Here is a 13271-nt window from a genome sequence, read left to right as displayed (position 1 = left end):
GCTTCAAGATGTCCCAGCACGGTTCGATCTCCGCTGCAGAATTGTCGCGAAACGAGGCCGACCCAGGCAGTCAGGTGACGGCATTCTTGACCTCGGAATCGCCGGCCGCGGCGACAACCGCAGGCGCCCTTTTGGGCCGACGCCCTTGATCGTTGCGATTCGAATGTTGGTCGTTGACTACTTTGAGGCTGCACGGCGGACGACGTGGATACCATCTTTGCGGGCGCAGGTTGGATCAATGTGCTCCAAGTCCAGAAAGCCTGCCCGCCAGCGCTGCGTCATTGCCGTTCTCGAAAGGTCGAAGGATTTATCCGGTCCGGCCTCTTCCAGACCTGGTCGATAGCTAATGAGGTAGATCGAGTCCTCGCCGGCTGCGCCCTCGAGTTGTGCCCGCAGCCGGCGAGCTTCCACAGCATATCGCAGACGTTGATAAGTCTGATTTCCAAACAGTAGATCATTCTTTCGCTCTGCCGCCGCTTCCAGCCCATCAGGCACGGGGCCGTCTCTCGCGAAAAGATCGACGATGTAGAGGTGAACAGGTCTTTGTACTTCGAGAATGGGATCAAAGGGCGCATTGAGGGAAAAACCGCCATCTCCGAGCCATTTGTCTTCAATAAGTACCGGACCGAATTCAGGTAAGAAGCCGGCACTTGCAAGGAGGTGGTCCATACGGATCGTTTCCAATTGGGAGTGGAAGAAGACCGGATCACCGCTCTGAAGATCCGTGGCGACAATCGTGACACGGAGGGAGCCGTTGTTAAGCCTGCCAAAGTCGATTAACTCACGCAGGCGATCACGCGCGGGCGCCAGATCATACAAGCCGTCAAATCGTGGCGTTGGTAGGGGCAGACGCGGATAGAAAAAACCCGCTCTTCCAAACAGGTGCGTGCTGATCGAGTTCATCCAAGCAAAACCGTGGCGGGACGAATCGGAGTTTTCGGCGCCGAAAGTCGCGTCAGCCTGCCAGAAGCTACGCAAATTCGACACCCGCAATTCAGGCGGGCTGCCCGCGATCAGGGCGGCGCTAATGGCTCCGGCGGACGAGCCCGCGACCCAGTCTAGCGGTATCGCTTGCCTGTGCAATTGCTCGAAGGCCCCGCCGTGGTATGCGCCAAGACCAAGACCTCCAGATAAGACGAGACATGTGAGCGGACTATCGGGCATCATGACCTGTTCGCCGAAGTTAATGCACAAAACCAAATCAAAGGGCCTCCGTTCCTTCATTTTGGAACGTCGCTATTGGATGCCCACCTTTTGAGACAAAGCCCTGCGTAGGGCGGCACCGGCTACTGGAGCTAAACTGCGTTGTGCTCCGCGACTGGCCTGCCGGCCCCTGCCAGCGGTAAGAGGGTCAAACGTCTGCAACGCGGAGTGCTGAGGGCCGTTCTTGAACGGCTCGTCGGCGCAATGTCAGGGGGGATCCCATCACTACGGTAATGATCGATGTGAAGCGCCTCGATCATTGACATTGCTGAAACCGCCGGTCGTTGTGGTTAGGGCCTGCTCCGGCTTGTCCGGATCACGCTTGGTTACTCTGAGAGATTGCTGGCAGGCGGTGCGGCTATTGCGCCCTCGACGCACGGCGCCTCTTTCAGGCGCGCACTTGATCGCGCATGAAAGCTCTGCGCGATCCCAGGATTGACGCTAAATTAAGCCGAAGCGACCTTGATATGAGAAGCAGCCGCAGTGAATGAGGATCCATCACGTCCTTGTCCCGGACAGATGCGACCTTTCCGTCCGGCGGGCACGGAAACGCCAATCGGGACGCACACTGCGGACCATCATCATCTCTCCGATGTTCTCAGGAGTGAGAAGGCCGGCCAGTCTACCGTCTCCGCCGAGCACGAGAACGGCCGGAGACCTCGAGGCGTTCATTAGCCTCAAGGCCGACTCTAACGGCTCGCAGTCCCGCACCGTCGGCAAATCGCGCGCCATCACTTCAAGAATCGGCGTCGCCGCTCCCCCCTGCCGAAGCGCGACGATGATCCCGTCCCTCGTGAGAACACCGCGTGGGCGGCCAGCGCCGTCCACCACCGGGAACTCTTTCTGCGCCGTACGCAGGAGGAGATCCACGGCATCGTCCAGGGTCGAGCCCGGCAAAAGGGTTTCGACCGGGTTCAACATCACGTCGCTCACGGGCAGGCCCTTTGCCCCGTCCTGGAAAGCGACGTGCTGCGCTTCGGCGCTGGCGGAGAGGTAAATGAAAAGCCCAATCACAATCAGCATCGGGTTCGCGAACAATCCGACGAGCGCGAACAGGAATGCTGCTCCTTGCCCAATGCGCGCGGCGATGCGCGTCGCCTCGACGTGACTTACTCGCATGGCAAGTACGGCTCGCAGCACACGCCCTCCGTCCATGGGGAATGCCGGGATAAGATTAAAGAGCACGAGAAAGATGTTTGCAGATGCAACTCTGGCAAGTATGCCGGCCCGCGCGTTCTCCAACTCCGCCATGCTCCCACCCTCAAGCCCTACCCCAAGCACGACGACAAGCACGGTCGCAATCACGACATTGACGGCTGGTCCGGCGAGCGCAACGATAAGTTCCTCGCCTGGCTTCTCTGGGATGCGCTCTAGGCTCGCGATGCCGCCGATGGGCCAAAGCGTTACCTCAGGTGTGCGGATGCCATAACGACGGGCCGCCAGGACGTGGCCGAACTCGTGCGCGAGCACGCATCCGAACAGCAGCAGCATGAACAGCACCCCGTCAAAAGCTGCGTCGCGCCCGCCTACGCGCCATTGCGCACCGCCGATCCACAGGAGAAAGAGTACGAACGTCACGTGCACGCGCACGACGGTGCCAGCGATGCGTGCGACTGGGATTGACCAAAGCAAAGCGGACCTCCGGAGGGTGTATGACACAAACGTGACAGGGCTCTGATTAAGAACCGACCTGCCAGGAACAACGAGGCTTCAGCTCGCGTTCCTGTCGCACAACGGAAGGAGCGAACAATGGAAAACCTCACCTCATTGTTTGAGGGGAAGTCCAACTTATCGTGGGGAAAGCGCGTGGTCTACGTGATTGGAGGGCTTGGCCTCACCGCGGCGGGCGCGCAGCCCCGCCCTAATCCGCTCCTGAACGTCCTCGCGCTCGCCGGCGGCTCGTACTTGGCTTATAGCGGTTACACGGGTCATTGCCCCGCCAAAGCCGCGTTATTTGATGCTTGGCAACCGACACGTCGGCGACTCGGACCGAGTCTTCTGGATCCTACGGTCAGATCGCAGAGCCAAGGCCATAAACGGCCCGCTATATATGCGAGGCTGATGCGAGCATCGCGGAGCGGGTGGGGGCGAGCATTTCCAATGAAGTATATCCTTTTGCAAGCAGCTAGCCGTCAATCCTTAGCCTTAAGCCGTGAATTTTGGACCAAAAGCACGGTCAATAGCGGCGCCGTTACTCCTACCACTGCCACCGTGATCAACAGCCAGCCGAGCTGGCTGTAATCGGCGGGCACCTGGACTAATCCGGTCGCTTGGTCTTTAACCTCGCGAGTTACGATAAATATCTGATTCAGATATTTCGTAAGGAGACTGCTGGCAGTCAGCGCCATGTTAGTGAACGACGCCATCACAGCAAAGAACGTTGCCTTGAGTTCGGCCGGAGCATTGCGCGCGATCCACGCTAACATAGGGATCATCGCGATTTGGCCCAAGGGAGATTCCAGTGTGGTATCGATGATCGCGATAAAACGCGCATCGACTACGCCGCCTGTTAGGCGCCCCGTCCATTCCTGTACTCCGTAGTAAAGCCCGATGTTGGGCAAAGCCAGAACGCCCGAGGCCAGCGTCAGCAGGACTACGATGTAGGCGATCGACCACTTTGCCATCAATGGCCTCAGAAGCACCATGCCGATGAGCGCGAAACAGGATCCAATCAACGAAAGAACGGACAGGAATTGTTGGTCGAAACCGAGCCGATCGATAAGGAACCATGTTGCTCCGGCCCCTGGCAACGGGACCGCGCGAAACACGAAGATTATGATCGCTGTACCGATCAGCGCTTGCGCCTTGGCCCGTGGCAGTTTCTGAATGAGCTGGTAGATGAGGGTCGTAATGATTGCCATCGATCCACAGAACACGATCTCTTGTGCTAGGGGGATATCGCTGATCCCGATAACCAGCGTTAAAGCCACGAAGGCGGCGCCCCCGCTGAATATCCTATAGTCAGGGTTTGTTGTTTGGCTCTGCGAATAGATGAGTCGTTCGGCCTCGTCCGCGTTAACGCCATGCGCTCGCAAGCGTCTCGCGCGTGCAGCCAACATGACCTGAGAGAGAATCACGCCGCTGACTGACACAACAGGAATGGCGAGCGCCATCGCGTAGATACTAGCGTATACAGCTGCCTTCTGACCTTGCTCGAGCCCCTCCACACCAGCAAACATCACGATGTTAAGCAATGCGACGACGATCAGCCCGGTTATGAACGCGATGCGGCCTAAGGTCTGCATCGTGGTATGGAGCACCTTGCTCTCCGCTTCAGACAGCGCTTCGCCATCCGAGCGGACGCGCGGCACCGCTTCGACCGACATGGCATCCGCAACTGTGTCCTGCACGACATAACCGGCTGGCGCGAGCAGGCTGCTGAGCACGAACCAAGCATCCACACTCATCCATTCACGCATGGCCTCAGTCTGCGTGATAAGCGCGTACATGATGCAAAGGCTGGCGGCGATCAACGCAGCGCCAAGGTAGACCAAAAGTGCCTTCCATCGCCAAACGAGATCGACCAAGTGGCCCAGTGGCATTTTCAACGTCCACGGCAACCCGGCCCAGAACGCGAGCGCGGCCAGGAACGCGGCCGAAAGTCCGAGATACTCCTTGACGAAGAACGTTCCCACAATGCCGGTTAATCCGGAGAACCCGCCCGCGAAATAGATCATAAGCGGCGGAACAAATGACCAGCGTAGCTGCCGAGAGATGTCAGTGAACACTCGTTCAAACCAAACTGGCGAAGCCATCAGCATGGTCCAATTACTCAAATTTCGCCTGCCCGGCGCCGAGAACTGACTGGGCAACGCATCGTTCCTCGGAGACTCGAAACGATTGAGGCAGTTCTGGCGGCCTAAGGGACCATCAGACTATCCATATGACTACTTTTTATGAATCGACACCAGTCAGCCAGATATCAATTATGACGACGAGCGCCATCAGGAGAGAGGCGCCGATCAACAAAATGATAGTATCCATCACCGCCCCCCATTAAAGACACTGCGCCGGCCCCGTTTAACACGATGCGCCTAGCGGGCGAGCAAAGCGTTCGCGCAGATCGGGTCAGCCAACGATTCCGAAACAAGAACGACGCGCGTGAAGCTGCGCTGCAGGTCAAGAGCGAGAGGGTGAGGCGAGACGCCGAGCGTCAGCCAAAATCGCTACCGTCAAGAACCTCCGATATCGACTATTTCAATTCGGACTTTTTTCGTTCCCCCATCATGCAAGGCAGTAACTTCAATCGATCGCCCGACACCTACTTTCTCTATCACTTCAATAAGATCCAAAAGTCTCCGAACTTGCTTTCCATCTGCTTCGATAATGACGTCACCTATTGCGCCGGTTGAACGACTTACCCCTTCCAGTCCCGCGCGCGCTGCAGGAGAGCCCGGCGCGACCTGAAATACGACCACGCCCTCTAGTCCGAGCCGCGTAGCGACCGCCTCATTTGCTGCGATGATGCCGATGCCTGGATTCGGTATGCGCCCTTTCTGGATGAGCTGTGGTATGACTTGGTTGACGACGTCAACTGGGATGGCAAAGCCGATGCCTGCATTGGCTCCGGACGGCGAAATGATGGCAGTCGTGACCCCGATTACCCGGCCAGCCGAATCCAGGAGGGGTCCGCCGGAATTGCCAGGATTAATCGCGGCATCAGTCTGGATCACGTTCGAGATCTCGCGACCGCTGCTTGTCGGCAGCCTACGTTTAAGCGCGCTAATGATACCGCTGGACAGCGACTGATCGAGGCCGAACGGGTTTCCGATCGCGAATGCGGATTGCCCCACTTTCAGATCAGCCGAAGAACCCAAAGCGACTGCTGCCGGCAATCGTATCGCGTTCCTAATGCGAATCACAGCGAGATCATAGTTGGGAGCTGCACCTACCAATTCTGCTTCCAGAACCTCTCCCGTCGCCAAGCGGACTGCTAGCTGGTTTGTACCCTGCACCACGTGATCGTTGGTTACGACGTGGCCGGCGCCATCCCAGATAAAGCCAGTGCCAGAGGCCGCGCCGTTACCGCCACCTTCGGCAAATGGACCGGGCGTCGCCGTTCGACCAGCGACCTGCACCACCGACGGAGAAACCCGCTCAAAAATTGTTATGGTCGAGAATTCAATGTCCGACAGCGAACCTCGGGGCTGGACGCTGCGAGGCGGAGCGGTGACAAACGCGCGCTCGATGTACGGCCGGGCTGCGATGATGGCTAGCAGCACCACAGCTAAGGACAAAGCGAGCTGCGCAAAACGAGGTCTCACATCCGATCTCCGCGTGAAAACGGGCGCCATCCGTCCCGCACGAGAAAGAGGCTAATCACGCTGCGGCTGCGCTTCAACAGCTACATTGCCTCATGTCCGAAGACCGCGGGCTCATACTCTACAGGCACGAACTGCTCACCTTTCCCGCAATCAGGTCGTTGCCGGCGGTGGTCTTCATGGTTAAGCACGGCAGCACTTAGTGAATTCGCCTTGATCGAGCGCATACCGACTGTTCTTGTCCGACCAGAAGCCTTCTGCCGGCACGTCGCGAGCTTCCCACCGACGCTCTTAGCGAAAGCCACATGCCTTTGCGTTCCATCCGGCGCGGCGCACGCGATAGCCGCACTTCAACGGATAGACCCCCAGACGATGTGGTTGGCGTTCATCGTACTTCCGCTCCTTTGGGGTCTCTGAGCCCCGAGCTTCGGCGACTTGGCGGTGAGCCTCATCGGCCTCGGTGGCGGTGGTATGCGCACCGTCTTGTGGGACACATTGCTGTCACCGAGACCAATGCCGGGCCCTGGCTGGTCCAGCATTGCGCCGCCTGGCATTGCTGCGTCGCCTTCGCCTTGTTCGGGCTGGTTTTGCGCTATTGCGACACGCGCGGTTGGTCGGCTTTCATCTGACGAAAGCGTCGCGCCCCCTCGGGCTTGCCTTCGGCGTGTAGAATTTGCGCCCATTGCGGTAGGGACGGCGCCGTCCTCCTCTTGACGGAACGGGCGGCATCAGGGCCATCTCCGGCGGGAAGAGAGCGGAATGCCGAACCTGAAAAGGGATCGAAGAACTCATCAATCTCCCATTGCGCCGCGGAGCCTGTGCGCTCTCGTAGCGATAGTTCGCGATGTCAGCCAAGGAACCAGCAGGCCAGCGGTGCGGTCTCGTTGCACTTAAGCTACGGTCGCCCTTCTAGACTGGTAGTGCCAGCGCAGCCGATGCAGAACGGCGTTGGCTGAATACACTTAGAGCGCCAACCGCTCGAACAAGTCGCAGATCGTGCCGGGACTTCCTTCAGATATTCAGACGCCATCGCCGTCATCCAGGTAGTCCTTGGAAATGGTGTGGATGCGCGGTGCGCGCGGTTCGTCATCGTCATCATCGACGGAGCGCGTAACCACTTCGGCGCGCATCGAACCGGGAGAGCGGCCGCGCATTTTCGGGGCCGCTTTCTTATCCCGCCTTGCGGCGCGCGGCGCGCTCAGGCTTAGCCGCTTTCTTCGCGGCGGGCTTCTTGCCCTCGATCGCCATGATCATTTCCTTCTGGCCCGGCGCCGCCTTGCGGCGCTTCTTGGCCTTCGGCGCCGGGATCTCGACAGCTTCGGACTTAGCGCCTCCGAGGCTCTTCTTCAGCGCATCCATGAGGTCCACGACGTTCTCGCCCTTGGGCCGCGGCTTGGTCCCGATCGTCTTGCCGCTGCGCTTGGCGTTGATGAGCTCGTCAGCGCGTCCTCGTAGCGGTCCTCGAACTTCTCCGGCTCGAAGTCGGCCGCCTTCGACGTGACGATATGCTTGGCCAGGTCGAGCATGTCCTTGGTGACCTTCACGTCCTGTATCCCGTCGAAGTACTCCTTCTCGTCGCGCACCTCGTAGGGATAGCGCAGCAGCGTGCCCATGAGGCCGTTGGACAGCGGCTCGAGCGCTATGATGTGCTCGCGGCTGGTGAGCACCACGCGGCCGATTGCGACCATGTCCATGCCGCGGATCGTCTCGCGTATGACTGCGAAGGCGTCGTGCCCCACCTTCCCATCGGGGACTATGTAGTAGGGCCTGATGAGATAGCGGGGATCGATGTCGGCCTTCGGCAGGAACTCGTTGATGTCGATCGTGCGGGTTGACTCCAGCGCGACGTTCTCGAGCTCCTCCTTGACACCTCGATGTAGGTGTCAGTGTCCACCTTGTAGCCTTTGATGATGTCGTCGTTGGCGACCTCGTCGCCCGTGTCCGCGTCCACCTTCACGTACTTGATGCGGTGCCCCGTGTGCAGGTTGATCTGGTTGAAGCTGACCTTCTCGGATTCCGACGTGGCAGGGTAAAGGGCTACGGGACAGTAACGAGCGAAAGGCGCAGGAAGCCTTTCCAGTTGGCGCGGGCGGCCATGCGATACTCCCGACACTGCAGCGACTCGATTCAAGACGAATTGGGGTGATTCTTTCCGACATCGCCTTGCAGATTACTTCTGGGTGGAAGCGGAAGACCAAATTCGTAGAGCACGGATCGAGAGCAGTGGCTATAACGTCATACTCAACCGCTGTGTGCGTAGTGGAACGTTTTCACTTCTCCGATATTGACGTGTAAGCTTCAATGGAGACCACAATGCGCAACCATCTTCTTGTCCTTACTGCATCTGCTTTCGTCCTCGCTAGCGGCGCTGCATCCGCTCAGCAAGGTAAAGGTAGCGGCACCCTGACGACGCCGGAAAGCACGACTCAAAGTGGGATGACGGGCCACGGGGACTCGACAGACATGGCGGCGTGGCACCGCTCCATGGGCTACGGCTCGCCCCATGGTCACATGGGTCACTCACCGATGATGCAAATGGTATTTATTCTTGCGGACACCAATGGTGACGGGAAGCTTTCACTGCAGGAATTCCAAGCGGCGCACGAGCGAATGTTCAAAGCGATGGACTCCAACAAAGATGGGGGCCTGACGCTGGAGGAGATGCAATTCTTCGTGCATGGAAGCAAAGATTAATTGACCTTCCTAGAGGCGCATCAAATAGCCGGAACCGCTCCGCACCCTGAGCGTTGCATCCTGCGATGAGCATGACCTGACTTGCCCCGCCGCTTACTTGGGAGCGGCGGGTGTTTTTTGAGCGGCGCTAGTGGCGAAGCGTGTGAAATCCCGTGGCATCCCGGCTGAAGACGCGATTCGCCATCAGGGTTCAACTCTGAGCCGGAGGACAAAAATGAGCCTGGGCAACCACATCTTAGTCGCTAGAGCTGAGCCTGCAGTAATTGCAATTGCTTCATAGGAGTATCTGAATGTTCGTTCGATTGAACACGGCAATCGCGATTGCGGCGCTGATGAACAGCAGTAGTGCCTTTGCGCAAGGACAGCAACCTACAGACCCGCAGATCGCTCATATTGTTTACACCGCAGGAAAGATCGATATCGCCGCGGCAAAGCAGGCGCTGGAAAGGTCGAAGAACAAGGACGTGAAAGCATTCGCCACCGATATGGTGCGGGATCATGAAGCCGTGAACAAGCAGGCTCTCGCGCTACTTAAGAAACTCAAAGTCACACCCAAGGACAATGAAACAAGCCGGGCTTTGGCTAGGGACGCAGCAGCGAAGAGCAAGGCGCGCTCGAAGCTCAAGGGAGCCGATTTCGACCAAGCCTACACCAATGACGAAGTCGCGTACCACAGGACTGTCAACAACTCGCTTCAAACCACGCTTATTCCGTCAGCTAGCAACGCGGAATTGAAGAATTTGCTACAGAGGGGGCTCATGATCTTTAAAGGTCACGAGCAGCACGCCGAGCAGGTTGCAGCGGAATTGAAGTAGTAGCGTCACATGATATCGCCGGATATTGGCCGGTTGTTACCTCGGCCTTGGCTACCGCTTTCGCCCGTTTCGCGTGCTCCTTAGCGCGGGTGGCGCGAGCCGTCCGATGTGCCAGCTGTCCGAAGAGTCCTTGATACGCGAGTGATTACTCGTAACCAGCCAACTGGAATCAGCATCACGACGGCATCCGTCTATAGTAACCATCGCAATTTCACCGGCAAATGACGCAAAAGCTTTCTCACAGCGTACTACCCTGACCATCGGTCACCAACACCCGCTAACCGTCCGCCGCCATGCACCAACGGGAGGAGCCCACAAGTCCATGGCGACGGAAGCGTAAGGCTGCTAGCAGAAGAACCACGCCGAAATACGGTACACGTCAACCGCTGCCGGCGTGACAAATGCTGTGGGTGTGAGCTGCTAGCAGAAGAACCAGGAGATCAGAAGATGAGCGGCAGCGCATGGGCGGTGGAACACAATGCTGTGCCCTAGCCTATTGGCGCTAAGCTTCACTTCGTCTCGCACTGCAAAACCTCCCGAACCTTTGCCGCCAACTGGTCGAAGGTGAACGGCTTGCCGATCAGCTCAACATCAGGATCGACTACACCATTATGCATAACGGAGTTGCGGGTGTAGCCGGTCGTATAAAGAACCTTGATGTCAGGGCGACGCTTACGCACTTCATCGGCCAGCCTTCGACCATTCATGTCCGGCATCACGATATCAGTGAAAAGCAGCGCAATTTCGGGGTGGGCGTCAAGGACGCGCAACGCCGCTACACCGCCGTCGGCCTCCAGCACGTCATACCCTATTTCCATCAATGCATCGACGCTAAGTTGGCGCACGGCGGCCTCGTCCTCAACAACGAGAATGACCTCATGGGTTTTTCCAAGAGGTAGAACGGCCGACAGTTTATCGCTATGGTTGTCTGCCGCGCCGAAGAAACGAGGCAGGTAGAGCTTGATCGTCGTGCCCTTGCCAAGTTCGGAATAAATTTTTACGTGTCCGCCGGACTGCTTCACGAACCCATAAACCTGGCTCAGCCCCAGCCCAGTCCCTTTACCGACAGCCTTAGTTGTGAAGAACGGATCGAAGGCTTTGGCAATGACCTCGGGAGGCATGCCGCCTCCCGTGTCGGACATAGCGATGGTCACATATTGCCCGGCGGGAACTCCATAGTCCGCGGCGGGGAGAAGCTCATCGATATGCGTATTTTGAGTCTCGATGGTGAGCCTTCCCGCTTCAACCATAGCATCGCGCGCGTTGACGGCCAGGTTGAGAATTGCGCTTTCAAGCTGATTGCGATCGACATGCGCGCGCCAGAGCCCGTCGGCGAGTACGGTTTCGTATTGAATGTCTGCTCCCAAAGAATGGCTTAGAAGTTCGGACATACCTGGCACAAGCTTGTTTAAGTCCAGAACTTCAGGATTGAGGGGCTGCTGGCGCGAAAAGGCCAATAACCGTTGCGTAAGCGTCGTTGCACGCTGCGCGCCCTCTTTCGCCAATTCAATATAACGGGCTGCGCGCGTATCGGACGTCCCCACTTGCCTGCGTAGTATTTCCAGAGAGCCCATGACGACGGCGAGCATATTATTAAAGTCGTGCGCTATGCCCCCAGTGAGTTGTCCAACCGCCTCCATCTTCTGAGCTTGCCGCAAGGCATCTTCGGTTTGCTCGCGCTCCGCGATTACTTTCGCCACGCGTTGTTCGAGATTTTCGTTGAGTGCACGCAATTCGGCTTCGGCACGCCTTCTCTCGGTTACATCTATTGCCGTGCCAACGACGCGGCAACACGCGCCATTTGAATCGAAAATGCCACGGCCCTTGGCTGCAACCCACCGAATTAGACCGTCCTCTTTGCCTATAGTCCGATACTCGACATCATATAACGCGCGCCTCACGGGATCGCAGGCGCCGGCAAAGGCTTCGGATATCCGGGCGCGGTCGTCGGGGTGAAGCACGGCGTAGAAATCGGCCATGGAGGCCGGCGTCTCAGGCGAGATGCCGAACATCTGTTTAACAATGGGCGGCCAGATGAGGATGTCATGGATAAGGTCAACTTCCCAGAAGCCAACCTCGGCTGCCTGAGTCGCTAATCGAAGGCGTTCCTCATGGAGGGTAAGCTCTGCCCGGGTGCGCTGGCGCTCAGTGAGATCCAACATTGCCCCGATCATGCGTATGGCAATGCCATGTTCATTACGGATGATATGCCCGCGATCCAGGACGCTAGCATAACCGGCATCGGCGCGGAGAAAACGATATTCATCCTCCCAGCTGTTTGCCGAGCCGTCCATCGCGGTATGGATGCTCTGAACGATGCGTTCGCGGTCAGCGGGATGGATATGTGTGATCCACCACTCCCCGGTGGGCGTCACGTTGTCCGGGGCGTGCCCGTAAGCTGTTTCGAGAGCCTCATTCCAAACCACGTGGTCGGTGGAAATATCCCAATCCCAGATCGCATCGTTCGTCGCGCGGTTGGAGAGACGCAGGCGTTCCTCGACATCGCGCAACGCGATCTCAGCATCCAACCGCTGCTGGGCCTCGATCCTCAAATCTTGGGCGCGCGCTTTCTGCTCTGCCGACGTCTTGCGTAGTTCGAGCTGGGTCATCACCTGCCGCGCGAGCAATTCGAGCACGAGCCGTTGACGGCGCGTAATCCCATCCGGTCTAGGGTTTCGGTCGAGAACGCAGACCGTCCCGATGGGAAGTGCCTGGGTGGTGCGGAGCAGGGCCCCGGCGTAAAAACGCAATCCATCCTGGACGGCCATGAGGGGATTACGGGCGAACCGGGGATCGCAGCGCGTATCGGGCACTACTAGAAGGTCATTCTGCAAAATGGCATAGGCGCTCGAGACATCCAAAGGAAGTTCGCGCGTGCCTATCCCACACTCGGCCTTGAACCATTGACGGTCTGGGGCGATCAAATTCACAAGAGCGACGGGGGCACCGAATATTTCGGTCGCAAGGCGGACAATATCGTCGAAGTCCTCCTCGCGTGGCGTATCTAGGATGGCGAAACTTTCCAACGCCGCTAAACGGTCGGCTTCTGACCAGAGCAGGCGATCGGATGTCGTCGTATTGTCTTGTTGCATCATGGTGGCACCAGCGCTTCCCATTCCGCGCTGCAACAATGCGGATCAGCAGAAGAGTTCCAGAGCGCGTGCGCTCTTGCTCGGGTAATTCTGCCAATGAGCGCACGTCCAGTTGGTTACTGTCAATGTTCCAAGATCCACAGCAGCACATTTAAAAAATCGTACTTAGGTGTTTAGTCGAACAATGTGATGGCTGACGGGCAACA

The 13271-nt window shown here is 58.0% G+C and carries 8 protein-coding genes and 1 pseudogene; 2 read left to right on the top strand and 7 right to left on the bottom strand.

What is annotated here, in order from left to right:
- Window positions 1-177 precede the first annotated feature (177 nt).
- The 6 genes and pseudogenes from GGQ85_RS15560 to ku form a co-directional block, all read right to left on the bottom strand.
- Window positions 178-1224, bottom strand: coding sequence for a patatin-like phospholipase family protein (locus GGQ85_RS15560; RefSeq protein ID WP_309775267.1), 1047 nt, complete (start codon window positions 1222-1224; stop codon window positions 178-180).
- A 477-nt stretch (window positions 1225-1701) separates the two neighbouring features.
- Entirely contained in the window at window positions 1702-2835 is a 1134-nt protein-coding gene (locus GGQ85_RS15555) for a site-2 protease family protein (protein WP_309775266.1), read from the bottom strand.
- A gap of 500 nt (window positions 2836-3335) precedes the next feature.
- Complete coding sequence (locus GGQ85_RS15550; RefSeq protein ID WP_309775264.1) at window positions 3336-4958, bottom strand: MFS transporter; 1623 nt, start codon at window positions 4956-4958, stop codon at window positions 3336-3338.
- 417 nt (window positions 4959-5375) lie between these two features.
- Entirely contained in the window at window positions 5376-6467 is a 1092-nt protein-coding gene (locus GGQ85_RS15545) for a S1C family serine protease (RefSeq protein WP_374708904.1), read from the bottom strand.
- Window positions 6468-7483: 1016 nt separating this feature from the next.
- A complete protein-coding gene (locus tag GGQ85_RS15540) occupies window positions 7484-7618 on the bottom strand; it encodes a hypothetical protein (protein WP_309775262.1) in 135 nt (44 codons plus the stop codon).
- Between the two features lie 16 nt (window positions 7619-7634).
- Window positions 7635-8561 (bottom strand): annotated as a pseudogene (gene ku, locus GGQ85_RS15535) (non-homologous end joining protein Ku).
- Window positions 8562-8777: 216 nt separating this feature from the next.
- Here ku and GGQ85_RS15530 point away from each other — a divergent pair.
- Window positions 8778-9158 (top strand): EF-hand domain-containing protein, encoded by a 381-nt coding sequence (locus GGQ85_RS15530; protein WP_309775261.1) that lies wholly within the window; start codon window positions 8778-8780, stop codon window positions 9156-9158.
- Between the two features lie 290 nt (window positions 9159-9448).
- Window positions 9449-9973 (top strand): DUF4142 domain-containing protein, encoded by a 525-nt coding sequence (locus tag GGQ85_RS15525; RefSeq protein ID WP_309775260.1) that lies wholly within the window; start codon window positions 9449-9451, stop codon window positions 9971-9973.
- Between the two features lie 509 nt (window positions 9974-10482).
- On the opposite strand, the gene GGQ85_RS15520 is transcribed toward GGQ85_RS15525, so the two are convergent.
- On the bottom strand, window positions 10483-13068 hold the full coding sequence (locus GGQ85_RS15520; protein ID WP_309775258.1) for a PAS domain-containing protein: 2586 nt from the start codon (window positions 13066-13068) through the stop codon (window positions 10483-10485).
- Window positions 13069-13271 lie beyond the last annotated feature (203 nt).

The organism is Nitrobacter vulgaris (assembly GCF_031453995.1).
GTDB classification, from domain to species: domain Bacteria; phylum Pseudomonadota; class Alphaproteobacteria; order Rhizobiales; family Xanthobacteraceae; genus Nitrobacter; species Nitrobacter vulgaris.
This window is presented reverse-complemented; position numbering and strand designations above follow the sequence as displayed.